Source organism: Xanthomonas sacchari (genome assembly GCF_024266585.1).
Classification (GTDB): domain Bacteria; phylum Pseudomonadota; class Gammaproteobacteria; order Xanthomonadales; family Xanthomonadaceae; genus Xanthomonas_A; species Xanthomonas_A sacchari_C.
Genome location: NZ_CP100647.1, coordinates 2,383,048 through 2,406,949, shown reverse-complemented (window position 1 = coordinate 2,406,949; position 23,902 = coordinate 2,383,048). Strand labels below are relative to the sequence as shown.

Sequence of the window (23,902 nt, the reverse complement as noted above, 5' to 3'; positions counted from 1 at the left end):
GGGCACCGTCGGAGAGAAAGGGAAGTCGCGCACGACCAGGTCGGAAGTTGGGGATCCCGCGTGTTGACATGCCGTGTAACGGTGTTATAGTTAAATACAACACCACTCACCCAGAGCAGGTCCCACGATGAATCGCAAACGCCTCCAGCGCAGTCTTCCGGCCCTGGTCATCGTCGGCACCCTGCTCTGCGCGAGCTGGATCGGCACTCAACGCCACCAGGGACGGTCGCTGGATTATGGCGCCAGCACGCCGCACGACGACAGCGCCACCGGCGCCGCACCCGCCACCGTCCCGACGGTGCGGCGCCTGCGGGCCTCGCTGTCCGTGCCTTATTTCTCCTTCGCGCGCACCTTGCGCCCACGGAGCTGACCATGAGCGATATCCAATGGAGCGACGGCGCTCCGATCTACCGCCAGCTGAAGGAGCGCGTCATCGCGATGATGCTCGACGGCATCCTCAAGCCCGGCGACGCCCTGCCCTCGGTGCGCCAGGTGGCCGCCGAATACCAGCTCAATCCGATCACCGTCTCGCGCGCCTACCAGGAACTGGCCGACGAGGCCCTGGTCGAGAAGCGCCGCGGGCTGGGCATGTTCATGACCGAGGAAGCGGCGCAGAAGCTGCGCGGCAGCGAGCGCCAGCGCTTCCTCAACGAAGAGTGGCCTCTGGTGCTGGAACGCATCCAGCGCCTGGGCCTGACACTGCAAGACTTGTTGCCACCGGGGAAAACGCCATGACTGCCGCTGTCGCATCCGAATCCGTCGTCTACGCGCAGGGGTTGCGCAAGACCTACAACCACAAGCCGGCGCTGGCCGACGCGTCCTTCGCCATCGCGCCCGGCCGCATCGTCGGCCTGATCGGCCCCAACGGCGCCGGCAAGACCACCGCATTGAAGGCCGTGCTGGGCCTGACCGCGGTGGAAGGCGAACTGCGCGTGCTGGGCATGGACCCGCGCAAGCAGCGCGACGCGCTGATGAACGAGGTGTGCTTCATCGCCGACGTGGCGGTGCTGCCGCGCTGGATGCGGGTGCGCGAGGCGATCGACTTCGTCGCCGGCGTGCATCCGCGCTTCGATCGCGCCAAGTGCGAGCGCTTCCTGGCCAACACCAAGCTCTCGCCCAAGCTGCGGGTGCGCGAGATGTCCAAGGGCATGATCGTGCAGCTGCACCTGGCCCTGGTGATGGCGATCGACGCGCGCCTGCTGGTGCTGGACGAGCCGACCCTGGGCCTGGACATCCTGTATCGCAAGGAGTTCTACCAGCGCCTGCTGGAAGACTACTTCGACGAGCAGAAGACCATCGTCATCACCACCCACCAGGTGGAGGAGATCGAGCACATCCTCACCGACGTGCTGTTCATCCGCGACGGCCGCATCGTGCTCAGCGCCGACATGGAGCACATGGCCACCCGCTACACCGAACTGCTGGTGCCGGCCGAGCGCATCGAGGCGGCGCGCGCGCTGCAGCCGATCGACGAACGCGGCCTGCCGTTCGGCAAGTCGGTGTTCCTGTACGACGGCGTGCCGCAGGCGCAGCTGGCCGCGCTCGGCGAAACCCGCACCCCCGGCCTGGCCGACCTGTTCGTCGCCATCATGAAGGGCACCTACGCATGAACGCTCCCGCCAAATCGATCTCTCCCGTGTCCACCTTCACGTGGCTGCTCAAGCGCGAGTTCTGGGAACACCGCGGCGGTTTCCTGTGGGCGCCGGTCATCACCGGCGGCATCGTCGCCACGCTGTACACGGTGCTGTCGATCATCGGCAGCATCGCCGGCCGCAACAACGGCGGCGGCTCGCGGCTGAACGACGTGCAGTGGGACGGCCACGCCCAGAACGCCCACCAGATCATCGGCGCGGTCGGCGACGGCACCATGCTCGCCGGCGTCCTGCTGGCCAGCATCGTGGTCGGCTTCGTGGTGTTCTTCTACGCGCTGGGCGCGCTGTACGACGACCGCCGCGACCGCAGCGTGCTGTTCTGGAAGTCGCTGCCGCTGTCGGACACCGGCACCGTGCTGTCCAAGGCCGCCTGGGCGCTGCTGCTGGCGCCGCTGCTGGCGATCGGCGTCGGCCTGCTGATCGGCCTGGCGCTGTGGGTGGTCACCGCCCTGACCCTGTCGGTCAACGGCATCCCGCAGAGCACCGCGGTCTTCACCGAATCGCATCCGCTGCGCATCATCGGCATGGTCCTGGCCGCGCTGCCGGTGCAGGTGATGTGGTCGCTGCCGGCGATCGGCTGGCTGATGCTGTGCTCGGCCTGGGCGCGCAGCAAGCCGTTCCTGTGGGCGGTGCTGATCCCGATCCTGGGCTGCGTGACCGCCAGCATGATGGGCATCCTGCCGATGCTCAATGTCAACCACAAGCTGATCTGGTACACCGTGGTCTACCGCGGCCTGCTCAGCGTGCTGCCGGGTAGCTGGGGTCCGGTGCTGAACGAGCAGGTGGCCGAGACCCACATCAGCGGTCCGCAGGACCTGGTCAATGCGATCCATCTCGGCGACAGCTGGGTGCTGTTCCGCGACCCCGACATCTGGATCGGCGCCGCCGTCGGCGTGGCCTTCATCGTCGCCGCGATCTACGTGCGCCGCTGGCGCGACGAAGCCTGATCGCACACCCGTCTCCCTTCCCTTTTCCGTAAGGAGTGTTCCGATGCGCAAGACCCTCATCCTGTGTGCGCTGCTGTCGCTGCCGGCCGTCGCCATGGCCGACGACTGCAAGTATTCCGAACCGCGCGAACTCAAGCTGGACCTGGCCGGCGTCAAGTCGGTGCTGCTGGACGTGCAGCAGAACGACCTCAAGCTCAGCGGCGCCAGCGGCGGCGACTACGCCCTGCGCGGCCGCGCCTGCGCCTCCGACGCGGACATGCTCAAGGAGCTGACCCTGCGCCAGCGCCGCGACGGCGACACCCTGGTGGTGACGCTGAAGCACGAGGGCAAGATCCACGGCATCAGCGTCGGCAATCGCTACGCCTACCTCAACGTGGCCGGCAGCATCCCGGCCAACCTGCCGGTGCAGCTGCAACTGGGTTCCGGCGACGCCGAGATCAGCGGCGTGGCATCGCTCGACGCCAAGATCGGCTCCGGCGACCTGCATGCGCAGGGCATCCGCGGCGCGGTCAGCGCCACGGTCGGCTCCGGCGACATCGAACTGCGCAATGTCGGCAGCGTGGCCCTGCCGACGCTGGGCTCGGGCGACGTCAAGGCCGACCAGGTCGGCGGCGACGTCAAGGTCGGCACGGTCGGCTCCGGCGACCTGACCGTGCACGGCGTGCGCGGCGGCGTGCAGGTCGACAGCGTCGGCTCCGGCGACGTGCAACTGCGCGACGTCAGCGGCAGCGTCGCGGTGCAGACCGTCGGCTCCGGCGACCTGGACGTGGGCAACGTCGGCGGCAACCTGAGCGTGCAGAAGGTCGGCAGCGGCGACGTCACCCACCACGGCGTGCGCGGCAGCGTCAACCTGCCCAAGCCGCGCTGATCCTCCCCAGCGCCTTTCCCTTCCGCACGAGGACACGCCCATGCAGTACCGTTCCCTGCCCCTGGCCGGCGTCGCCCTGGCCGCGCTGCTCTCCCTCGGCGCCTGCCAGCGCGCGGCGACGTCGAACGACCGTGTCGTCGTCGATCACGGCGGCGCGCAACACCTGACCTTCCTCAACGGCGACCTCACCCTCAAGGCCGATGGCCAGCCGCCGGCCACCATCACCCGCGACGGCAAGCTGTTGATCGACGGCAAGCCGGTCGCGCTGGACGCCGAGCAACAGCGCCTGCTGCTGGCCTACCGCAGCCAGATCGACGCGGTGGGCAAGCAGGGCCTGGAGGTCGGCAAGGCCGGCGCGGCGCTGGGGGTGAAGGCGGCCGGCGATGCGATCAGCGGCGTGCTCAGCGGCGACACCGAGCACATCGGCGAGCAGGTCGAGGCGCAGGCCGACAAGATCAAGCAGGCGGCGCTGAAGATCTGCGACCAGGTCGCCGCGCTGCGCGCCGCGCAGGACGCGCTGATGCAGAAGGTGCCGGCATTCCGCCCCTACTCCACCCTCGACGACAGCGACGTCAGCGACTGCAGGCACTCGGCCGCGTGATCGGCGGCAGCCTCGCTGCCGGGATCACCGCCCACAATGCCCGCTGTGTCCGCATTCCCCCGGCAGCCGCGCAAACGCCTGCCGGTCGGGCTGCGGTCTCAGCGGGCGTACTGTTTCGCGCCGGCCACGCAGACCACCGCCACCAGGGTCACCGCCAGCATCGTCCAGCTCACCGTTTCGTGGAGCAGCAGCGCGGCCAGGCCCAGGCCGATGAAGGGCTGGAACAACTGCAACTGCCCGACCGCGGCGATGCCGCCCTGCGCCAGGCCGCGGTACCAGAACACGAAACCGATCAACATGCTGAACAGCGAGACATAGCCCAGTCCGAGCCATGCCGGCATCCGCACATCGCCGAACGATGCCGGCCGCGTCAGCAGGGCCAGCGATAGCATCACTGGTAGCGACAGCACCAGCGCCCAGCAGATGACCTGCCATCCGCCCAGCGTGCGCGACAGCCGGGCGCCCTCCGCATAGCCCAGCCCGCAGAGCACCACCGCGGCCAGCATCAGCAGATCGCCCTGCAACGAGGCATCGAGACCGCCCAGCGCCGCATAGCCGACGACGCTGCAGGCGCCGGCCAACGAGAAGCCCCAGAACGGCGGACGCGGGCGTTCGCCGGCGCGCACCACGGCAAAGACCGCCGTGCACAACGGCAGCATGCCCACGAACACGATGGAATGCGCCGAGGTGACATGCCGCAGCGCCAGGGCGGTCAGCAGCGGAAACCCGACCACGACCCCCAGCGCGGTCACCGCCAGGGCGGGAAGCTCGATGCGGCGCGGCCGCGGCTGCCGGAACGCCAGCAGCAGCGCCAGCCCGAGCAAGGCGGCGATACTGGCGCGGGCACAGGTCAGGAACACGGGGGAAAAATCGGCGACCGCGACGCGGGTCGCGGGCAACGAACCCGCAAAGATCGCCACGGCGATACACCCGTTGATCCAGCCGGCGGTCGTTTTTTGCATGCGCGTCTCCTGTTGCATCGCCGTTCCAGTAGACGCCGCGGAAGGCGGATCCGGCCAGATACGATCCACTACGATTTGGCTGTACTGTTATGCCTCACGCTCCAGTACAGCCGACCACGTTGGACACACCCGCATCCCACGGCACGCGCATCGACGCGGTGATGGCCGATATCCGCGCCCGGATCGCCGCCCGCACCTGCCTGCCGGGCGCGCGCCTGCCCTCCGTGCGCATGCAGGCGCGCGCGCTGCGCGTGTCGGTGTCGACGGTGGTGGAGGCCTACGAGCGGCTGGTGGCCGAAGGCGCGATCGTGGCGCGACCGGGGTCGGGCTTCTACGTGGCCGGGCCGGTGGCGCCGCTGGCGCTGGCGCACCTCGGCCCGAAGCTCGACAGGCAGATCGACCCGCTGTGGGTGTCGCGGCAATCGCTGGAAGCGGATGCGCGCGTGCTCAGGCCCGGCTGCGGCTGGCTGCCGCCGGCGTGGCTGTACGCCGCGGGGATGCGCCGCGCGCTGCGCACGCTGGCGCGCGCCGACACCCTGGAACTGACCGAGTACGCCACGCCCCTGGGGCATCCGGGCCTGCGCCAGTTCCTGTCGCGACGGCTGGCGGGCAACGGCGTACAGGCGCCGCCGGAGCAGATCCTGCTCGCCGAATCGGGAACGCATGCGATCGACCTGATCTGCCGGTTCCTGCTCTCGCCGGGCGACACCGTCCTGGTCGACGACCCGTGCTACTTCAATTTCCACGCCTTGCTCAAGGCGCATCGCGTGCAGGTCGTAGGCGTGCCGTATACGCCGAACGGACCGGACGTGGCGCGCTTCGAGGCCGCCCTGCAGGCGCACGCGCCGCGGCTGTACATCACCAATTCCGGGCTCCACAACCCCACCGGCGCGACCCTGTCGGCGGCGACGGCGCACCGGCTGCTGATGGCGGCCGAGGGCTCGGACCTGGTGATCGTCGAGGACGACATCTTCGCCGACTTCGAGATCAGCCCGGCGCCCAGGCTGGCGGCCTTCGACGGCCTGGCGCGGGTCATCCAGCTCGGCAGCTTTTCCAAGACGGTCTCGGCGTCACTGCGGTGCGGCTACATCGCGGCACGGGGCGACTGGATCGACGGCCTCGCCGACCTGAAGATCGCCACGAGCTTCGGCAGCGGCCGGCTGGCGGCCGAAGCCGTGCTGATCGCGCTCACCGACAGCGGCTACCGCAGGCATCTGGAGACCCTGCGGCGCCGGCTGGCGGAGCAGATGGCCAAGACCGTGGCGCGGCTCCAGGGCCTGGGCATCCGGCCCTGGCTGCTGCCCCAGGCCGGCCTGTTCCTCTGGTGCCGGCTGCCCGAGGGCATGGAGGCCGCGGCGATCGCGCGCGCCTGCCTGCAGGAGGGCGTCGTCCTTGCGCCCGGCAATGCCTTCAGCCAGTCGCTGAGCGCCGGCGATTTCCTGCGCTTCAACGTCGCGCAATCCACCGACGAGCGGATATTCACGGTGCTCGCGCGCGCCATGCAGTCCGTGCCGCGGCAGCGCCGCTAGCGCGCGGCAGGCGCATGCCGCCGCGACCGGGGCCGCCGCACGTTCTAGAATGCCGTCACTCCCCTACTTCACCGCCCCCATGAAGAAGACGCTGTTCGCCTGGTTCTCGCTGCTGTCGCTATGCCTGCTGCTCGCCGCCTGCGGCGGACGCGGCGGCGAGACCGCCTCCTCGCGCGCCGAGCGCAGCAAGCCGCGGGTGGCGGTGGACAGCATGACCGTGATGCTGCGGCGTGCGCCGGCCGCCAACGCCACCATCGGACCGGACGGCAGCCTGCGCATCGACGACATCGAACTGCCGTTGCCCGCCGCCCAGCGCAGCGAGCTGCAGCAGTTGTTCATGCACCTGCAGATGCAGCGCCAGCAAACCCTGGAGACCGCGCCGCCGGACCCGAACATGCGCTCGGTCGGCTTCGCGCCGACTCCGGAAATCACCGCAGCGCAGGCGGCGGTATTGCGCGACATTCCCTCGCTGCAGCCGTACCGCGACAGCTTCGGCAACCTGCAGGCCGAGCGCCGCTGAAGCGGCGACCGCGCTGCGCTCGCGCGTCTCCGCCCTCCGTCCTCCGTCGATCGGCCGATGACCGTCGCGCTGACCGCGCGAGCGATCCGACCCGACATCGGCGTGGTCGGCCGTCTCACGGCAGGGCAAACCGCCCTCCCCTCCCGATGTAACGACACGTTCCAGGAAGACCCGGATGCGGATCGCGGCCATCCAATGCGCGGCCATCGACGACGACCTGGACGGCGCCTGCCAGGTCATCGTACAGCGCCTGCACTGGGCCGCCGCGCAGGCGATCGACCTATTGGTATTCCCCGAAGCGTTCCTGCTCGGGCATTCCTACGATGCGCAGACGATCCGCCGCCGCGCCCGCCAGGCATCGGAGGCGGCGCTGGACGTGCTATGCCGACACGTGGCGGGCTTCGAGACGACCCTTGTCATCGGCGCCTTCGAACTGCGGCCTCCGCACGTCTTCAATAGCGCGCTGGTGGTCGAGCACGGCCGGATCACCGGACGCTACGCCAAGGCCCATCCCAACGAACCGGTGGTGAGCGCGGGTCGCGACTTCCCCACCTTTCTCAGGTCGGGCCTGCGCTATGGCATCAATGTCTGCAACGACGCCAACCATGCCGACGCCGCTGCGCGGATCGCCGCGCAGGGCGCCGCCCTGATCGTGTACCCGCTCAACAACATGCTGCCGCCGCAGACCGCCGCGCGCTGGCGTGCGAGGAGTCTGCAGAACCTGGTGGATCGCGCGCGGCAGACCCATTGCTGGATCGCCTCGGCCGACGTGACCGGCATGGCGAATGGACATGTGAGTTACGGCTGCACCGCGATCGTCGCGCCCGATGGCCGGATCGTGGCGCGTGTCCCCGAGTCGAGCGAAGGCGCGGCGGTGTACGACGTGCCGAAACCGCCGCCTGCGGCAACGCGCGGCTGAAGGGGACCTCCAACACGCTGCGTTCGCCACGCAATCCGCTGCCCGGCAGGAGCGGCTTCAGCCGCGACAACCGCGCCCGGCCTGGTCGCGGCGGATCCGACAAAAGGGGCGCAAGAACCGGCTCCGCGCATGCCTGTTATCGGTATAAGACTCCCTGAAGCGGTGCACCGCCCACCCGCGCACCGCGCCGGCGCCCGCGACGGGGCGCGGCGGCGCGGTCACGGGCCAAACTCAGCCGCCGCCGCCCGCGCCGGCGTGGATGCCGCCTTCGGTCAGCGCGGCGGGGTCCAGCAGCCGGCGCAGTTCGTCCTCGCCGAGGCCGCTGTCTTCCTTGGCCACCTCCAGCACCGGCCGGTTCTCCTTGTAGGCGCGCTTGGCGATCGCCGCGGCCTTTTCGTAGCCGATGATCGGATTCAGCGCGGTGACCAGGATCGGATTGCGGTCCAGCGCCTCGCGCACCCGCTCCTCGCGCACCTTGAGCCCGGCGATCGCCGAGTCGGCCAGCAGCAGCGACACGTTGCTCAGCAACTGGATCGACTCCAGCAGGTTGGCCGCAATCAGCGGCAGGGTCACGTTCAACTGGAAGTTGCCGGTCTGCCCGGCCACGGTGATCGCGGTGTGGTGGCCGATGACCTGCGCGCAGGCCATCACCGTGGCCTCGGGAATCACCGGGTTGACCTTGCCCGGCATGATCGAGCTGCCCGGCTGCAGCGCCGGCAGTTCGATCTCGCCGAGGCCGGCCAGCGGCCCGGCGTTCATCCAGCGCAGGTCGTTGGCGATCTTGATCAGCGCCACCGCCAGCGCATTGAGCTGGCCGGACAGTTCCACCGCGTCGTCCTGCGCGGCCAGGCCCTCGAACTTGTTCTCGGCGCTCTCGAAGCTGTGGTCGGTCAGCGCCGACAACGCCTTGGCGACCTTGCCGCCGAAGCGCGGATCGGCATTGATGCCGGTGCCGATGGCGGTACCACCGAGCGGCAGCCGGCGCAGGCGCTTGAGGCTGTCGTCGATGCGCGCCTGCGCCGACAGCAGTTGCGCCGACCAGGCGCCGAACTCCTGGCCGAAGGTCAGCGGCATTGCGTCCATCAGATGGGTGCGCCCTGTCTTGACCACGCCCTGCAGTTGCTTGGCGCGCTTGTCGATCACCTTGCGCAGATGCTTGAGCGCCGGCGACAGCTGCTCGCGCGCCGCCAGCAGCGCGGCGACGCGGATCGCGGTCGGCACCACGTCGTTGGAACTCTGGCCGAGGTTGACGTGATCGTTGGGATGCACCGCCGGCAGCGCCTTGCCGCCGTGCTTGCCGGCGCCCTTGGCATGACGGTTGGCCAGCGTAGCGATGACCTCGTTGGCGTTCATGTTCGACGAGGTGCCCGATCCGGTCTGGTAGATGTCGATCGGGAAATGCGCGTCGTGGCGGCCGTCGGCCACCTCCAGCGCCGCGGCCTGGATCGCCTTGGCGACGGCCTTGGGCAACAGCTCCAGATCGGCGTTGACCCCGGCCGCGGCGGCCTTGATCAGGCCAAGCGCGCGGATGAAGCCGCGCGGCATCGGTCGCCCGGACACCGGAAAGTTCTGCACCGCACGTTGGGTCTGCGCACCCCACAAGGCGTCCGCAGGCACCTGCAGTTCGCCCATGCTGTCGTGTTCGACCCTGTATGTGTCACTCATCGCGCAATCTCCGCATCTGCATGAAAGGAATCCATCGGCGACGTCGTCGGACGTCCGGGGAGGCAGGCTGGCGGGCGTGCGGCTGGCGCGCGCATTATCCGCGGCGCAGCGCCCCGCGTCAGCCAGTGTGCGCCGGCGGATGTTAGGAATGTCTGGAGGCGTGTGCGCACGGCCGGGGCCTGCCACGCTCGGCAGGCGCAGGCCGGGACACGGATGGCCTGCGCGCCGGAGCGTTACGCGCGTGCTGCGCGAATGCTGGCGGCTAGGCGTGGGCGCCGCATCGTTAACGGAGAAGCAGCCACAAGATGCCACGCCGATGCCGTTGCCGCGCGCGGCGGCGACACCGGCGGGACCGGCGGCCTTGCGCCGCCGGCCCGGAGGCTCAGCGCTGGCGGTTGCTCTGGAACACCAGGTCGTTGTAGCGCTTCATCAAGCGTGCCGGCGAGCCTTCCGGCGCGACGATCGGATTGTCCAGCGAGCGCCGCTCGAATTCGCTGTACGGAACCTTGTCCGCCACGCGCTTGATCCGCGCCTTGGCTTCCTTGCGGAAATCCTCCGCGGCGCTCTCGAAACCGCTCCAGTCGGACTTGCCCGGCTCCTGGTTGGCGACCTTGGCGTGCGCTTCGTCGGACAGGCTGTTGAAGCCGGCCACCAGCGCCGTGGCCTTGGCGGTGTCGAAGTCGTCGTCCTGCATCAAGCCGACGATGTCCTTGGCCTCGAGCATCATCGACAGCCGGTAGAAGTCGCGGGTGCGGCCCTCGGCCTTCTCCATCGCCTTCAACTGCTCGCGCTGCGCGGCATCGTTCTGCGCGTCCAGCTCATGGCTGAACGCCTCGCTGGCCTCGTGGAATTCGGACAGCGCGGCCATCAGCGGCGCATGCAACTGCTTGCCCTTGGCGAACTGGTCGTCCTGGTAGTCCTCGCGGTCGTAGTAGTCGCGGGCCTGGTTGGCCAGCGGCTGCAGCGTCTTCAACGCGGCCTGATAGCGCTTCGCCGCCGTATCCAGCGCCGGCAACGCCGGCTTGGCCGCGATCGCCTGGGTCATCGGCGCGTCGCACAGCTTCATCGCGTATTCGTCGATCGGGGCGGGCCCGTACACGCTGGTTTCCTTGCCGGTGGGACCGGCCTTGGGGTCGGCCATCCAGCGGATGTACTGTTGCGCGCCTTCGTGGATGCGCCCATCGACCTTGTTGAAGCATTCGATGTAGGCATTGAGCTTGCTGGTCAGCGCCTGGTCCGCGGCGCTGGCGGCAGCATCGGCGGATGCATGGCTGGCATCGGCACTGGCATCGGAATCGGTCGGCGTGGCGGACGGCTTGCCACCGCATGCGCTCAGGAAAACGGACACAGCGACGGCCAGCGCCGCCATACGCAAAGAGGATTTCATATAGGAAAGGACGATGTTGAAAACGGTTACAGAAAGTCTAGCAAACCAAAAGATCGTCGCAGCGTGATGGCTGGAGGGCCGGGATTGGGGCGTCGGAATCGGGGATTCGCAAGCGCGGTTGCGCGCTCGTCCAGGCGATTCGTTGGCGACGCTCGCCTGTGACGGACTGCGCGAGACGGCGCGTGCCGGCGGCGGCCACGCAGCGCATCGGCTAGACTGCGGCGACGTATCACCGATGGAACTCTCACGCCGCCATGGGCGACGCATCAGACTGTAGATGCCGGCGCACGCTGCGCCGGGCCACGCACCCCGCCGTTTCCACCCCGCCCACCCCGCACCATGACGCGCCAGCGGCGCGCGCCGGGGAACGCAGATGATCGGCAACCTCCTGCTGCTGGCACTGGCGATGCTGCTGGTGCTGCTCAACGGCTTCTTCGTCGCCGCCGAGTTCGCCCTGGTCAAGCTGCGCCACACCCAGGCCGTGGGCCTGGCTGAGCATCACGGCTGGCGTGGCCGCCTGCTGCTCAACGTGCACGGTCACCTCGACGCCTACCTGTCGGCCTGCCAGCTCGGCATCACCCTGTCCTCGCTGGGCCTGGGCTGGGTCGGCGAGCCGGCCTTCGCGCACCTGCTGCAGCCGCTGTTCGACCTGCTGGGGCTGAGCGAGGAGGCGGCGCGCCTGAGCGCCTTCATCATCGCCTTCAGCGTGATCTCGTTCCTGCACATCGTGCTCGGCGAACTGGCCCCCAAGTCGATGGCGATCCGCCGCCCGGAGCGCATGTCGCTGTGGACCGCCGCCCCGCTGTACCTGTTCTACTGGGCGATGTATCCGGCGATCTGGCTGCTCAACACCAGCGCCAACGGGCTGCTGAAGGCCGTGGGCTGGGGCGATGTCGAGCACGCCTCGCACCGCTATTCGCGCGAGGAACTGAAGCTGATCGTCGGCCGCCAGCAACCCGCCGGCGCCGCGCCCGATCACGAACTGACCCTGATGAGCCACGCGCTGGAGCTGCCGGAACTGGTGGCCGGCGATCTGATGCGCGCGCGCGACCATTTGCGCGGGTTCCGCGAGGGCATGGCGCTGGACGCGGTGATGGCCGAGTTCGCCGACAGCCGCTACAGCCGCTACCCGTGGTTCGACCGCGACGGCGAGCAGGTGCTGGGCATCCTGCACATGAAGGACCTGCTGGTGGAGATCGCCCGTGGCCGCCGCAGCGACGACCTGCGCCCGCTGCTGCGCCCGGCCAACCTGATCGCGCTGGAGACGCCGGTGCCGCTGGTGCTGGAGCGCTTCCGCAGCGGCGCCACGCACATGGCGCTGTGCGTGGACGAGCACGGCCGCATCCTCGGCTACTTCACCCTGGAAGACCTGCTGGAAGTGGTGGTCGGCGACATCGAGGACGAGCACCCCCACGTGGTCAAGGACGCGCCGACCCGCGGCGCCGACGGCAGCGTGCTGGTCGCCGGCTCGACCTCGATCTTCCGCCTCGAGCGCCTGCTCGGCCGCGGCCTGCGCGCGCCCGAGCACCTCAATTCGGTCGGCGGGCTGATCGTGCACCGGTTGCAGCGCCTGCCCGAGGAAGGCGAGCGCCTGGAGCTGGACGGGCACCTGTTCACGGTCAAGCGCATGGCCGGGCACCGCATCCAGGCGGTGAGCGTGCGTCTGGCGCCGGCCGAGGCCGCGCCGACGTAGAATGGCGCCCCCGCCGACACCACCGCCCGCCCCGCCATGTCCGATTCCGCCCTGCTCGCCCTGTCCCCGCTCGATGGCCGCTACGCCGGCAAGGTCGACGCCCTGCGGCCGATCTTCTCCGAATACGGCCTGATCAAGGCGCGGGTGAAGGTGGAGATCGAATGGCTGCTGGCGCTGGGCGCCGAGCCGGGCATCGGCGAGCTGGCCGCGTTTTCGCCGGCGGCGGCGCAGCGCCTGCGCGCGTTGGCCGACGGCTTCGGCGTGGAGCACGCGGCGCGGGTCAAGCAGATCGAGCGCACTACCAACCACGACGTCAAGGCGGTGGAGTACTTCATCAAGGAACAGCTCAAGGACGACGCCGAACTCGGCCCGGCCCTGGAGTTCGTGCATTTCGCCTGCACCAGCGAGGACATCAACAACCTCAGCTACGGACTGATGCTGGAGCAGGCCCGGCGCGAGGTGCTGCTGCCGACGCTGGACGCGGTGATCGCCACGCTGCGCGCCCTCGCCCATGCGCAGGCCGCGCAGCCGATGCTCTCGCGCACCCACGGCCAGACCGCCTCGCCGACCACCCTGGGCAAGGAAGTGGCCAACGTGGTCGCGCGCCTGCAGCGGCAACGCCAGCAGATCGCCGCGGTCGAGCTGACCGGCAAGATCAACGGCGCGGTCGGCAACTACAACGCCCACGTCGCCAGCTACCCCGACGTCGACTGGCCGGGCTTCGCGCAGCGCTTCGTGGAAAGCCTGGGCCTGGTGTTCAACCCCTACACCACCCAGATCGAGCCGCACGACAACGTCGCCGAACTGGGCGACGCCACCCGCCGCGCCAATACCGTGCTGATCGACCTGGCCCGCGACATCTGGGGCTACATCTCGCTGGGCTACTTCAAGCAGAAGCTCAAGGAAGGCGAAGTCGGTTCCTCGACCATGCCGCACAAGGTCAACCCGATCGACTTCGAGAACGCCGAAGGCAACTTCGGCATCGCCAACGCCCTGTTCGAGCACTTCTCGGCCAAGCTGCCGATCAGCCGCTGGCAGCGCGACCTCACCGACTCCACCGTGCTGCGCGCGCTCGGCACCGCCTTCGGCCACACCCAGGTGGCGCTGGACTCGCTGGCCAAGGGCCTGGGCAAGCTCACCGTGAATCCCGAGCGCCTGGACGCCGACCTGGACGCGGCCTGGGAAGTGCTGGCCGAAGCGGTGCAGACGGTGATGCGCCGCCACGGCCTGCCCAACCCCTACGAACAGCTCAAGGCGCTGACCCGCGGCCAGGGCATCACCGCCGCGTCGATGCGCGCCTTCGTCGAGAGCCTGGAGCTGCCGGAGGACGCCAAGCAGCGCCTGCGTGCGCTGACCCCGGGCGGCTACGTCGGCCTGGCCGAGCGGCTGGCGCGCGGCATCTGAGCCGCGGCCCGTCCATCCTGGGTTAATCCGCCGCGGGCATGCTGAGGGTTCACAGCAGAGCCCCGTGATGAAACGCACCCCGTTGTTTGTGCTGCCGCTGCTGGTCCTGGCCGGCTGCGCACAGGCGCCCCGCCCGCCGGCCGGCGATGGCGCCCACGCCGCTGCCGGCCGCACCCTGGTCATGCTCGCGGCGGCACCGTCCGCCGGCGATATCGCCGATGGCGACGAACGCGACGCCGAGGCACCGATCCGCATGGCCGCCTCGGCCAGCGGCGACATCGACTGCGACGGCCGCGACCTCAACATCGTCGGCCGCGACGCCACCCTGGTGCTGCACGGGCACTGCGCCACCGTCAGCCTGTTCGGCCGCAACGGCAACCTGCAGATCGAGCGGGCCGACACCCTGCGCGTGCTCGGCGACGACGCCCAGGTGGCGATGCATGGCGACGCCGGGCAGGTCGCGCTGTTCGGCCGCAACGGTCGGCTGCAGATGGCGCGCATCGCCACGCTGGAGGTGTCCGGCGACCAGAACCAGCTGCAGGCCAGCGAGATCGGCACCATCGCCCTGCACGGCAACGACAACGCCATCGTCCAGCGCAGCGGTCGCGTGCGGGTCGATGACGGCGGCCGCGACAACCGCATCCTCGGCCAGTAACGCCACAGCGCCCGCCCGCGACGCGGTTGCGGCGCGCCGCCGCCGTCCCGACGCGGCCGGCGGCCCGCAGGGCCCCTGCCGCCGGATCGCCGCGGCCTACGCCGATCCGGCAACTCCCACGATGGCTCCACGCGCCAAACCGGCGGACAATGGCCGGGTTCGGCCGGCGCCGCTGCGCGCCCGCCCTTTCCTTCCGCGTTGCAAGGACCCACCGCACATGGCTGCCCGCAAGACCGTCGCTCCCGCCTTCGAACTCCACGCCCGCCCCGGACAACCGCTGGGCATGCCCGCGGCGACCTTCCTGCGCGACTACTGGCACAAGCGCCCGCTGCTGATCCGCAACGCCTTCCCCGGCTTCGTCTCGCCGATCGAGCCGGGCGACCTGGCCGGCCTGGCCTGCGAGGAGGCGGCACTGTCGCGGCTGATCGAGCACGACCGCGCCAACGACCGCTGGCGCGTGCGCAGCGGCCCGTTCCAGGAACACGAGTTTCCCGGCATGCCCGACCACGACTGGACCCTGCTGGTACAGGACGTGGACAAGTGGGATCCGGACATCCGCGCCCTGCTCGCGCAGTTCCGCTTCCTGCCGCGCTGGCGGGTGGACGACGTGATGGTCAGCTTCGCCGCGCGCGGCGGCTCGGTCGGCGCGCACGTGGACCACTACGACGTGTTCCTGCTGCAGGCCCACGGCCACCGCCGCTGGCAGATCGACGCCAGCGCCGCGCTGGGCCGCCCGGCGCCGCCGACCGACTTCCGCGACGACGTGGAGCTGAAGCTGCTGCGCCAGTTCGAGCCGACCCACGACTGGGTGCTGGGGCCGGGCGACATGCTGTACCTGCCGCCGCTGGTGCCGCACCACGGCGTCGCCGAAGACGCCTGCCTGACCTTCTCGGTGGGCATGCGTGCGCCGTCCTCGGCCGAACTGATCGCCGATTACCTGGACACCCTGATCGACGGCGCCGACGAGACGCTGCGCTACCACGACGAGGACCTGCAGGCGCCGGCCGACCCGTACGAGATCGACGCGGCGGCGATGGGCCGCGTGGTCGAGGCGCTGAACGCGCTGCGCATGAACGACCCGGACCGGCTCGGCGCCTGGTTCGGCCGCTTCATCACCACCTACCGCGCCGCCGGCGAGATCCTGCCGCCGGCCGGGCTGCCGCCGGCGGCCGAGATCGCCGCGGCGCTGGAACAGGGCCTGGTCCTGCAACGGCACCCGTGGGCGCGGCCGGCCTGGCGGCGCGCCAGCCGCGGCGCGATGCTGTTCTGCAGCGGCCTGGAGTTCGCGCTGCCGGTCAAGGACGCCAAGCGCCTGGCCGCGGCCGAACACATCGACGGCACGGACTACGCGGCGCTGTCGGCGGCCGGCAAGCAGACCCTGCTGGCGCTGATCGAAGGCGGCTTCTACCAGCCGCTGGATGCGCAGGACGACGCCGACGACGCCGACGAGCACGCCGAGGCGACCTGATCCGACCATGCCCGGCCCAGGTTTCCGCATCGCTGCGCTCGACCCCGTCCGCGACGGCGCCGAACTGCGCGCGCTGCGTGCCGCGGCCGGCACCGTCGCGGACCCGGCCGACGCCGCCGCGGCCCAGGATGCGCTGGGAGAGCACCTGGTGGCGCGCAGTGACGACGGCCAGGCGGTCGGTGCGGCCCGGCTCGGCGCGGACCGGCGGATCGCCGCGCTGACGGTGCTGCCGGACTGGCGCGGGCGCGGCGTCGGCAGCGCACTGCTGCGCGGCCTGATCGCGCAGGCACAGCGCCGGCACTGGCCGCAACTGGAGCTGCACGCCCCGGCGGCGGCCGTGGCGTTCTGCGCCCGGCACGGCTTCCTGCCGCCGCCGGGCAGCGCGGCCGCCGACGCAGCGGCGGTGCCGCTGCGCCGCCGCTTCGACGGTGCCGCGGCAGTGGAGGACGCGGCGATGGCGATCGCCGCCAGCATCGCGGTGCTGGCCCAGGCCCGCCGCCAGGTACTGATCCACAGCCGCGCGCTGGATCCGGGCCTGCTCGACGATGCCCGGGTGCTGGAGCAGTTGCGCCGCTTCGCGGTCGCCGCGCACGCCAAGCAGGTCTGGGTGCTGCTGCACGACGCGGCGGCGCCGCAGCGCGCCGGCGCGCCCTTGCTGGCGCTGGCGCAGCGCTTGCCCAGCGTATTCCAGTTCCGCGAAGTCAGCGATCCGGTCGACCGCAGCGACGCCACCGCCTACCTGGTCAACGAGGGCGGCGGCTACTACTTCCGTGGACTCGGTCACCGTTACGACGGCGAAACCGACCTGCTCGGCGGCGGCCGCGCGCGCCAGCTGCGCACGTCCTTCGCCCGGGTCTGGGAGCGTGCGCGCCCCTGCAGCGAGCTACGCGCGCTGGGCTGGTGACGCGGCCGCGACCACGCCGCCGCATGCGCCATGGATGAACCGGGATCGGCCCGACCACGCCGAATGCACACCCCGGCAGGTTCATGGGGGTATAATTTTTTCGCTTGATTACGCCCGCGCGGCCCCCGCGTCCGCCGGTCCCTACCGCAAGCCAACCCAACAAAGCGACCCGACCCCACCATCGTGGACAATCTACTCAAGCAGTTTGCGCAGTCATCGCAACTCGCCGGCGGCAATGCCGCCTATATCGAAGACCTGTACGAACAGTATCTGGTCTCTCCCGACAGCATCGATCCCAAGTGGAAAACCTACTTCGACGGCTTCCAGGGCCGCGATGCCGGTGACGTCCCCCACTCTGCGGTCATCGCCCACATCGCCAGCGCCGCGCGCCAGGCCGCCAACAGCGGCACCGGCCCGAGCGGCGACGAGCGCGAGCGCCATGTCGGCCGCCTGATCACCGCCTACCGATCGCGCGGCCACCTCGGCGCGCGCCTGGACCCGCTGGGCCTGACCCCGCCGGTGAACCCGCCGGACCTGGGCCTGCCGTTCCACAGCCTGTCGGAAAGCGATCTGGGCAGCGAGTTCAGCACCGGCGGCCTGGGCGGCCAGCCGCGGATGAAACTGCGCGACCTGCTGGCGCGGCTGAAGGCGACCTACACCGGGTCGATCGGCAGCGAGTTCATGCACATTTCCGAGTTCGAACAGCGCCAGTGGATCTACCAGCGCCTGGAGAACGCGGGCGGCAACATCGCCGGCGACGCCGCCAGCCGCCGCCGCACCCTGGAGCGGATCACCGCCGCCGAGGGCCTGGAGCGCTACCTGCACACCAAGTACGTCGGCCAGAAGCGCTTCTCGCTGGAAGGCGGCGACTCGCTGATCCCGATGATGGACGTGCTGGTGCGGCGCGCCGGCAACGACGCGGTCAAGGACATCGTGATCGGCATGGCCCACCGCGGCCGCCTCAACGTGCTGGTCAACACCCTGGGCAAGAACCCGCGCAAGCTGTTCGACGAATTCGAAGGCAAATTCGAGCACGCCCACGACGACCGCGCCCACACCGGCGACGTGAAGTACCACATGGGCTTCTCCGCCGACGTGGCGGTGGCCGACGGCAAGTCGGTGCACTTGGCGCTGGCGTTCAACCCCTCGCACCTGGAGATCGTCGATCCGGTGGTGGTCGGCAGCGTGCGTTCGCGCCAGGAGCGCTACGGCGACGCCGCGCGCAAGTCGGTGCTGCCGGTGATCATCCACGGCGACGCCGCGTTCGCCGGCCAGGGCGTGGTCATGGAGCTGTTCCAGATGTCGCAGGCGCGCGGCTTCGCGGTCGGCGGCACCGTGCACATCGTGGTCAACAACCAGATCGGCTTCACCACCAGCGCCCGCGACGACGCCCGTTCCACGCTGTACTGCACCGACGTGGCCAAGATGATCGGCGCGCCGGTGTTCCATGTGAACGGCGACGATCCGGACGCGGTGGCGTTCGTGGCCAACCTGGCCTACGACTTCCGCCAGCAGTTCAACAAGGACGTGGTCATCGACCTGGTCTGCTACCGCCGCTGGGGCCACAACGAGGCCGACGAGCCGGCGGCGACCCAGCCGGTGATGTACCAGACCATCCGCAAGCACAAGACCACCCGCGAGCTGTACGCCGCGCAGCTGGAAAGCGAAGGCGTGCTGCAGGCCGGCGAGGCGCAGGCGCTGGTCGACGGCTACCGCAACAAGCTCGACTCGGGCGAGTACACCACCGAGCTGGCGACCCGCAAGCCCGACGAATTCGCCATCGACTGGTCCAAGTACCTGTCCGGCAAGCTGACGGACAAGGTCGACACCACGGTCAAGCGCAAGACCCTGGACCAGCTGGCCAAGATCATCACCACCATCCCGAGCGGCGTGGAACTGCACCCGCGCGTGGCCAAGATCTACGAGGATCGGGTGAAGATGGCCGCCGGCGAACTGCCGGGCGACTGGGGCTTCGCCGAGAACCTGGCCTACGCCACCCTGCTCGGCGAAGGCCACAAGCTGCGCCTGGTCGGCCAGGACGCGGGCCGCGGCACGTTCTTCCACCGCCACGCGATCCTGCACGACCAGAAGACCGACAGCTACTACCTGCCGCTGCGGCAGCTGGTGGAGAACCCGGAAGACGCCACCGTGATCGACTCGCTGCTCAGCGAGGAGGCGGTGATGGGCTTCGAGTACGGCTACTCCACCACCGATCCCAATGCGCTGTGCATCTGGGAAGCGCAGTTCGGCGACTTCGCCAACGGCGCGCAGGTGGTGATCGACCAGTTCATCGCCGCCGGCGAGGCCAAGTGGGGCCGTATCTCCGGCCTGGCGCTGTTCCTGCCGCACGGCTACGAAGGCCAGGGTCCGGAGCACAGCTCCGCGCGCCTGGAGCGCTTCCTGCAGCTGTGCGCGCTGGAGAACATGCTGGTCTGCGTGCCGACCACCCCGGCGCAGGCCTTCCACATGATCCGCCGGCAGATGCGCATGTCCACGCGCAAGCCGCTGGTGGTGATGACGCCCAAGTCGCTGCTGCGCCACAAGCTGGCGGTGTCGATGCTGGAGGAGCTGGCCGACGGCGAGTTCCAGCACCTGATCCCGGACGCCAAGGCCGACCCGAAGAAGGTCAAGCGCGTGGTCGCCTGCTCGGGCAAGGTCTACTACGACCTGCTCGAGGACCAGACCAAGCGTGGCCAGGACGACGTCGCGATCCTGCGCGTGGAGCAGCTGTATCCGTTCCCGCGCGCGCTGCTGGCCGCCGAACTCAAGCGCTACGGCAATGCCACCGACCTGGTCTGGTGCCAGGAAGAGCCGCAGAACCAGGGCGCCTGGTACCAGATCAAGCACCACCTGCAGGCCTGCCTGGCCGACGGACAGAGCCTGCACTACGCCGGCCGCGCCCGTTCGCCGTCTCCCGCCGCCGGCCATTTCGCCGAGCACGTGGAAGAGCAGCTGAAGCTGGTCGCCGATGCGCTGTTGAATCCGTTCAACGACCAAGTCGCTGAATAAATCCCTTTTCACATTCCAAAAAAGACACCACTAGGACGCCCCCTGCAATGGCCACCGAAGTCAAAGTTCCGGTACTGCCCGAATCCGTATCCGATGCCACCATCGCCAGCTGGCACAAGAAGGCCGGCGACGCGGTCAAGCGCGACGAGAACCTGGTGGACCTGGAGACCGACAAGGTCGTGCTGGAAGTGCCCTCGCCCGTCGACGGCGTGCTGAAGGAGATCAAGTTCGAGACCGGCGCCACCGTGACCAGCTCGCAGATCCTGGCGATCATCGAGGAAGGCGCGACCGCCGCCGCGGCCCCGGCCGAAGCCAAGGCCGCCGAGGCACCGAAGGCCGAGGCGCCCAAGGCCGCCGCCGCCGAAGCGCCGAAGGCCGCCAAGGCCGAGACGCCGAAGGCTGCCGGCGATGTCTCCAGCCTGCCGCCGGGCGCGCGCTTCAGCGCCATCACCGAAGGCGTGGATCCGTCGCAGGTCGAAGGCACCGGCCGGCGCGGCGCGGTGACCAAGGAAGACATCCTCAACTACGCCAAGAACGGCGGCGCCGGCAAGGCCAGCGGTGCGCGTCCGGAAGAGCGCGTGCCGATGACCCGCGTGCGCAAGCGCATCGCCGAGCGCCTGATGCAGTCGAAGAACTCGACCGCGATGCTGACCACCTTCAACGAGGTCAACCTGGCCAAGGTCTCGGCCGCGCGCAAGGAACTGCAGGACGAGTTCCAGAAGGCCCACGGCATCAAGCTCGGCTTCATGAGCTTCTTCGTCAAGGCCGCGGCCAACGCCCTGCAGCGCTTCCCGCTGGTCAACGCCTCGATCGACGGCGACGACATCATCTACCACGGCTACAGCGACATCTCCATCGCCGTGTCCACCGACAAGGGCCTGGTCACGCCGGTGCTGCGCAACGTCGAGCGGCAGTCCTTCGCCGACATCGAGCAGGGCATCGCCGACTACGCCAAGAAGGCGCGCGACGGCAAGCTGAGCCTGGAAGAACTGCAGGGCGGCACCTTCACCGTGACCAACGGCGGCACCTTCGGTTCGCTGCTGTCGACCCCGATCATCAACCCGCCGCAGAGCGCGATCCTGGGCATGCATGCGATCAAGGAGCGTCCGATCGCCGAGAACGGCCAGGTCGTGATCGCGCCGATGATGTACCTGGCGCTGTCCTACGACCACCGCATCATCGACGGCAAGGACTCGGTGCAGTTCCTGGTCGACATCAAGAACCAGCTGGAAAACCCGGGCCGGATGCTGTTCGGTCTGTAAGAGCCGGGAATCGGGAATGGAGAGTGGGGAATGGGACAAGCGCCCATTTCCCTTCCCTGTTCCCGCCTGGACCTGGATGGGAGGCGGCAGGCGCAGGCGCTTTTGCGACTCCCCATTCCCTATTCCCCATTCCCGTGTGAGCGAATGAAATGAGCGAACAATACGACGTCGTCGTCATCGGTGCCGGCCCTGCCGGCTATCACGCGGCCATCCGCGCCGCCCAGTTGGGCCTGAAGACCGCGTGCATCGACGCCGCGCTCGGCAAGGACGGCAAGCCGGCGCTGGGCGGCACCTGCCTGCGCGTGGGCTGCATCCCGTCCAAGGCGCTGCTGGATTCCTCGCGCCAGTTCTGGAACATGGGCCACCTGTTCGGCGAGCACGGCATCAGCTTCAAGGACGCCAAGATCGACGTCGCGGCGATGGTCGGGCGCAAGGACAAGATCGTCAAGCAGTTCACCGGCGGCATCGCGATGCTGTTCAAGGCGAACAAGATCACCCCGTACTACGGCTTCGGCGAGCTGCAGCCGGGCAACGTGGTCAAGGTCAAGCAGCACGACGGCAGCGAAGTCGAGCTCAAGGGCACCAACGTGATCCTGGCCGCCGGTTCGGATTCGATCGAACTGCCGTTCGCCAAGTTCGACGGCGAGACCATCGTCGACAACGTCGGCGCGCTGGACTTCACCGAAGTGCCCAAGCGCCTGGCGGTGATCGGCGCCGGCGTGATCGGCCTGGAACTGGGCAGCGTGTGGAAGCGCCTGGGCGCCGAGGTCACCATCCTCGAAGCGCTGCCGGACTTCCTGGCCCTGGCCGATGCCGAAGTGGCCAAGACCGCGCTGAAGGAATTCAAAAAGCAGGGCCTGGACATCAAGCTCGGCGCCAAGGTCTCCAAGACCGAAGTCACCGGCAAGGGCAAGAAGCAGGAAGTCGTCGTCACCTATAGCGATGGCGAAGGCGAGAAGAGCCTCACCGTGGACAAGCTGCTGGTGGCCGTCGGCCGCCGCGCCGCCACCAAGGGCCTGCTGGCCGAAGGCACCGGGGTCAAGGTCAACGAGCGCGGCCAGATTGAGGTCGATGCGCACTGCCACACCGGCGTCGACGGCGTGTGGGCGATCGGCGACTGCGTGCGCGGGCCGATGCTGGCGCACAAGGGCTTCGAGGAAGGCATCGCGGTCGCCGAGCTGATCGCCGGCCTGCCCGGCCACGTCAACTTCGACACCATTCCGTGGGTGATCTACACCGAGCCCGAAATCGCCTGGGTCGGCAAGACCGAGCAGCAGCTCAAGGCCGAAGGCGTGCCGTACAAGGCCGGCAGCTTCCCGTTCGCGGCGATCGGCCGTGCGGTGGCGATGGGCGAGCCGGCGGGCTTCGTCAAGGTCATCGCCCACGCCGAGACCGACCGCGTGCTGGGCATGCACCTGGTCGGCGTCGGCGTCTCCGAACTGGTCCACGAAGGCGTGCTGACCATGGAGTTCAACGGCTCGGCCGACGATCTGGCGCGCATCTGCCACGCCCACCCGACCCTGTCCGAAGCGATCCACGACGCGGCCATGGCGGTGAGCAAGCGGGCAATTCACAAGGCCAATTAAGGCCGGGAAACAGGAGTGGAGAATCGGGAATGGCAAGCGCATTCCCGGCACTCCACTCCCACCGCATGACGCCGGACTCAGGTCCGGCGTCATGCGTTTCGGCTTTTGGTTTTTCCCATTCCCTATTCCCTATTCCCGACTCCCCATTCTCGATGAAAAGCATCTGCGTCTACTGCGGCTCCAATGCCGGCAACAAGCCCGCCTATGTCGAACGTGCCACCGCGCTGGGCACGCGCATCGCCGAAGAGGGGCTGCGCCTGGTCTACGGCGGCGGCAATGTCGGCCTGATGGGCACCGTCGCCAATGCGGTGCTCGCCGCCGGCGGCACGGTCACCGGCGTGATTCCCAAGCAACTGGCCGATTGGGAGGTCGCGCACCGCGGCCTCACCGAGCTGGAAATCGTCGGCTCGATGCACGAACGCAAGTCGCGCATGTTCGACCTCTCCGACGCCTTCGTCGCCCTGCCCGGCGGCTTCGGCACCATGGAAGAGATCTTCGAGATGCTCACCTGGCGCCAGCTCGGCATCGGCAACAAGCCCTGCGCCTTCCTCGACGTGGAAGGCTTCTACGCCCCGCTGATCGGCATGATCGACCGCATGGTCGAGGAACGCTTCCTGCACCCGGACCAGCGCGCCGACCTGTGGTACGGCAGCGACATCGACACGATGCTGGGCTGGATGCGGGACTACACGCCGGCGCAGGCGTCGAAGTGGATCGACGAGAAGCGTCGCAACGCGTTGCGCTGAGAGGTACCTGACGGGCGGCGAGTTCGTGGCGCGTGGCGACGCGTTACAGAGTCCTGCGCCCCACGGCTCCTGCGGAGCGGATCAACAAAAAGCGGCGCAACGCGTTGCGCTAAGAGGTGCCTGAC

21 protein-coding genes are annotated in these 23,902 nt (G+C 69.2%); 18 read left to right on the top strand and 3 right to left on the bottom strand.

All coding sequences use genetic code 11. From position 1 onward, the window contains the following. Positions 1 to 127 precede the first annotated feature (127 nt). The 6 genes from NKJ47_RS09855 to NKJ47_RS09830 are packed head-to-tail and all read left to right on the top strand — an operon-like array spanning position 128 to position 4,068. The gene (locus tag NKJ47_RS09855; protein WP_254461264.1) at positions 128 to 370 is read left to right on the top strand and encodes a hypothetical protein; all 243 of its coding nucleotides are present in this window, start codon (positions 128 to 130) and stop codon (positions 368 to 370) included. A 2-nt stretch (positions 371 to 372) separates the two neighbouring features. Beyond that, positions 373 to 735 (top strand): GntR family transcriptional regulator, encoded by a 363-nt coding sequence (locus tag NKJ47_RS09850; protein WP_254461263.1) that lies wholly within the window; start codon positions 373 to 375, stop codon positions 733 to 735. Then, on the top strand, positions 732 to 1,610 hold the full coding sequence (locus tag NKJ47_RS09845) for an ABC transporter ATP-binding protein (RefSeq protein ID WP_254461262.1): 879 nt from the start codon (positions 732 to 734) through the stop codon (positions 1,608 to 1,610). The genes NKJ47_RS09850 and NKJ47_RS09845 overlap by 4 nt, the downstream gene beginning before the upstream one ends. Beyond that, positions 1,607 to 2,599 (top strand): ABC transporter permease, encoded by a 993-nt coding sequence (locus NKJ47_RS09840; RefSeq protein ID WP_254461261.1) that lies wholly within the window; start codon positions 1,607 to 1,609, stop codon positions 2,597 to 2,599. Before NKJ47_RS09845 ends, NKJ47_RS09840 begins: the two co-directional genes overlap by 4 nt. Positions 2,600 to 2,642: 43 nt before the next feature. Beyond that, on the top strand, positions 2,643 to 3,467 hold the full coding sequence (locus tag NKJ47_RS09835) for a DUF4097 family beta strand repeat-containing protein (protein ID WP_254461260.1): 825 nt from the start codon (positions 2,643 to 2,645) through the stop codon (positions 3,465 to 3,467). 40 nt (positions 3,468 to 3,507) lie between these two features. Next, on the top strand, positions 3,508 to 4,068 hold the full coding sequence (locus tag NKJ47_RS09830) for a DUF2884 family protein (RefSeq protein ID WP_254461259.1): 561 nt from the start codon (positions 3,508 to 3,510) through the stop codon (positions 4,066 to 4,068). 98 nt (positions 4,069 to 4,166) lie between these two features. Here the strand turns inward: NKJ47_RS09830 and NKJ47_RS09825 are convergent, their stop codons facing one another. Continuing rightward, a complete protein-coding gene (locus NKJ47_RS09825) occupies positions 4,167 to 5,030 on the bottom strand; it encodes a DMT family transporter (RefSeq protein ID WP_254461258.1) in 864 nt (287 codons plus the stop codon). A 161-nt stretch (positions 5,031 to 5,191) separates the two neighbouring features. On the opposite strand from NKJ47_RS09825, the gene NKJ47_RS09820 reads away from it, so the two are divergent. From NKJ47_RS09820 to NKJ47_RS09810, 3 genes are all read left to right on the top strand, one after another. Beyond that, positions 5,192 to 6,559, top strand: coding sequence for a PLP-dependent aminotransferase family protein (locus NKJ47_RS09820; RefSeq protein WP_254461397.1), 1,368 nt, complete (start codon positions 5,192 to 5,194; stop codon positions 6,557 to 6,559). A 79-nt stretch (positions 6,560 to 6,638) separates the two neighbouring features. Then, complete coding sequence (locus tag NKJ47_RS09815) at positions 6,639 to 7,079, top strand: hypothetical protein (RefSeq protein WP_254461396.1); 441 nt, start codon at positions 6,639 to 6,641, stop codon at positions 7,077 to 7,079. A gap of 175 nt (positions 7,080 to 7,254) precedes the next feature. Beyond that, the gene (locus tag NKJ47_RS09810; protein WP_254461257.1) at positions 7,255 to 7,998 is read left to right on the top strand and encodes a carbon-nitrogen hydrolase family protein; all 744 of its coding nucleotides are present in this window, start codon (positions 7,255 to 7,257) and stop codon (positions 7,996 to 7,998) included. 231 nt (positions 7,999 to 8,229) lie between these two features. Here the strand turns inward: NKJ47_RS09810 and NKJ47_RS09805 are convergent, their stop codons facing one another. Together NKJ47_RS09805 and NKJ47_RS09800 are read right to left on the bottom strand one after the other, a co-directional pair. Continuing rightward, positions 8,230 to 9,663 carry a class II fumarate hydratase gene (locus NKJ47_RS09805; RefSeq protein WP_254461256.1) on the bottom strand — a complete coding sequence of 478 codons (1,434 nt, stop codon included), beginning with the start codon at positions 9,661 to 9,663 and terminating at the stop codon, positions 8,230 to 8,232. Between the two features lie 382 nt (positions 9,664 to 10,045). Beyond that, entirely contained in the window at positions 10,046 to 11,050 is a 1,005-nt protein-coding gene (locus NKJ47_RS09800; RefSeq protein ID WP_254461255.1) for a YiiG family protein, read from the bottom strand. Between the two features lie 373 nt (positions 11,051 to 11,423). Between NKJ47_RS09800 and NKJ47_RS09795 the strand changes: the two genes are divergently transcribed. The 9 genes from NKJ47_RS09795 to NKJ47_RS09755 all read left to right on the top strand — a co-directional run bounded on the left by NKJ47_RS09795 (position 11,424) and on the right by NKJ47_RS09755 (position 23,777). Next, on the top strand, positions 11,424 to 12,743 hold the full coding sequence (locus NKJ47_RS09795; protein ID WP_254461254.1) for a hemolysin family protein: 1,320 nt from the start codon (positions 11,424 to 11,426) through the stop codon (positions 12,741 to 12,743). A 36-nt stretch (positions 12,744 to 12,779) separates the two neighbouring features. Then, complete coding sequence (purB, locus tag NKJ47_RS09790) at positions 12,780 to 14,147, top strand: adenylosuccinate lyase (RefSeq protein ID WP_254461253.1); 1,368 nt, start codon at positions 12,780 to 12,782, stop codon at positions 14,145 to 14,147. Positions 14,148 to 14,214: 67 nt separating this feature from the next. Then, positions 14,215 to 14,802, top strand: a complete 588-nt coding sequence (locus NKJ47_RS09785) for a DUF3060 domain-containing protein (RefSeq protein WP_254461252.1) — start codon at positions 14,215 to 14,217, stop codon at positions 14,800 to 14,802. A 217-nt stretch (positions 14,803 to 15,019) separates the two neighbouring features. Next, complete coding sequence (locus NKJ47_RS09780; RefSeq protein ID WP_254461251.1) at positions 15,020 to 16,270, top strand: cupin domain-containing protein; 1,251 nt, start codon at positions 15,020 to 15,022, stop codon at positions 16,268 to 16,270. A gap of 7 nt (positions 16,271 to 16,277) precedes the next feature. Next, positions 16,278 to 17,174 carry a GNAT family N-acetyltransferase gene (locus tag NKJ47_RS09775; RefSeq protein WP_254461250.1) on the top strand — a complete coding sequence of 299 codons (897 nt, stop codon included), beginning with the start codon at positions 16,278 to 16,280 and terminating at the stop codon, positions 17,172 to 17,174. Between the two features lie 183 nt (positions 17,175 to 17,357). Then, positions 17,358 to 20,183, top strand: coding sequence for a 2-oxoglutarate dehydrogenase E1 component (locus NKJ47_RS09770; RefSeq protein WP_254461249.1), 2,826 nt, complete (start codon positions 17,358 to 17,360; stop codon positions 20,181 to 20,183). Positions 20,184 to 20,230: 47 nt separating this feature from the next. Further along, a complete protein-coding gene (gene sucB / locus NKJ47_RS09765; protein WP_254461248.1) occupies positions 20,231 to 21,445 on the top strand; it encodes a dihydrolipoyllysine-residue succinyltransferase in 1,215 nt (404 codons plus the stop codon). A gap of 149 nt (positions 21,446 to 21,594) precedes the next feature. Continuing rightward, entirely contained in the window at positions 21,595 to 23,031 is a 1,437-nt protein-coding gene (gene lpdA, locus NKJ47_RS09760; protein ID WP_254461247.1) for a dihydrolipoyl dehydrogenase, read from the top strand. Between the two features lie 152 nt (positions 23,032 to 23,183). After that, positions 23,184 to 23,777, top strand: coding sequence for a TIGR00730 family Rossman fold protein (locus tag NKJ47_RS09755; protein WP_254461246.1), 594 nt, complete (start codon positions 23,184 to 23,186; stop codon positions 23,775 to 23,777). Positions 23,778 to 23,902 lie beyond the last annotated feature (125 nt).

What these genes read in the sequence shown, in the direction of transcription:
- NKJ47_RS09855 (WP_254461264.1), top strand. Translation starts at nt 128, where the DNA reads ATGAATCGCAAACGCCTCCAGCGCAGTCTTCCGGCCCTGGTCATCGTC.
- NKJ47_RS09850 (WP_254461263.1), top strand. Translation starts at nt 373, where the DNA reads ATGAGCGATATCCAATGGAGCGACGGCGCTCCGATCTACCGCCAGCTG.
- NKJ47_RS09845 (WP_254461262.1), top strand. Translation starts at nt 732, where the DNA reads ATGACTGCCGCTGTCGCATCCGAATCCGTCGTCTACGCGCAGGGGTTG.
- NKJ47_RS09840 (WP_254461261.1), top strand. Translation starts at nt 1,607, where the DNA reads ATGAACGCTCCCGCCAAATCGATCTCTCCCGTGTCCACCTTCACGTGG.
- NKJ47_RS09835 (WP_254461260.1), top strand. Translation starts at nt 2,643, where the DNA reads ATGCGCAAGACCCTCATCCTGTGTGCGCTGCTGTCGCTGCCGGCCGTC.
- NKJ47_RS09830 (WP_254461259.1), top strand. Translation starts at nt 3,508, where the DNA reads ATGCAGTACCGTTCCCTGCCCCTGGCCGGCGTCGCCCTGGCCGCGCTG.
- NKJ47_RS09825 (WP_254461258.1), bottom strand. Translation starts at nt 5,030, where the DNA reads ATGCAAAAAACGACCGCCGGCTGGATCAACGGGTGTATCGCCGTGGCG.
- NKJ47_RS09820 (WP_254461397.1), top strand. Translation starts at nt 5,192, where the DNA reads ATGGCCGATATCCGCGCCCGGATCGCCGCCCGCACCTGCCTGCCGGGC.
- NKJ47_RS09815 (WP_254461396.1), top strand. Translation starts at nt 6,639, where the DNA reads ATGAAGAAGACGCTGTTCGCCTGGTTCTCGCTGCTGTCGCTATGCCTG.
- NKJ47_RS09810 (WP_254461257.1), top strand. Translation starts at nt 7,255, where the DNA reads ATGCGGATCGCGGCCATCCAATGCGCGGCCATCGACGACGACCTGGAC.
- NKJ47_RS09805 (WP_254461256.1), bottom strand. Translation starts at nt 9,663, where the DNA reads ATGAGTGACACATACAGGGTCGAACACGACAGCATGGGCGAACTGCAG.
- NKJ47_RS09800 (WP_254461255.1), bottom strand. Translation starts at nt 11,050, where the DNA reads ATGAAATCCTCTTTGCGTATGGCGGCGCTGGCCGTCGCTGTGTCCGTT.
- NKJ47_RS09795 (WP_254461254.1), top strand. Translation starts at nt 11,424, where the DNA reads ATGATCGGCAACCTCCTGCTGCTGGCACTGGCGATGCTGCTGGTGCTG.
- purB (WP_254461253.1), top strand. Translation starts at nt 12,780, where the DNA reads ATGTCCGATTCCGCCCTGCTCGCCCTGTCCCCGCTCGATGGCCGCTAC.
- NKJ47_RS09785 (WP_254461252.1), top strand. Translation starts at nt 14,215, where the DNA reads ATGAAACGCACCCCGTTGTTTGTGCTGCCGCTGCTGGTCCTGGCCGGC.
- NKJ47_RS09780 (WP_254461251.1), top strand. Translation starts at nt 15,020, where the DNA reads ATGGCTGCCCGCAAGACCGTCGCTCCCGCCTTCGAACTCCACGCCCGC.
- NKJ47_RS09775 (WP_254461250.1), top strand. Translation starts at nt 16,278, where the DNA reads ATGCCCGGCCCAGGTTTCCGCATCGCTGCGCTCGACCCCGTCCGCGAC.
- sucB (WP_254461248.1), top strand. Translation starts at nt 20,231, where the DNA reads ATGGCCACCGAAGTCAAAGTTCCGGTACTGCCCGAATCCGTATCCGAT.
- lpdA (WP_254461247.1), top strand. Translation starts at nt 21,595, where the DNA reads ATGAGCGAACAATACGACGTCGTCGTCATCGGTGCCGGCCCTGCCGGC.
- NKJ47_RS09755 (WP_254461246.1), top strand. Translation starts at nt 23,184, where the DNA reads ATGAAAAGCATCTGCGTCTACTGCGGCTCCAATGCCGGCAACAAGCCC.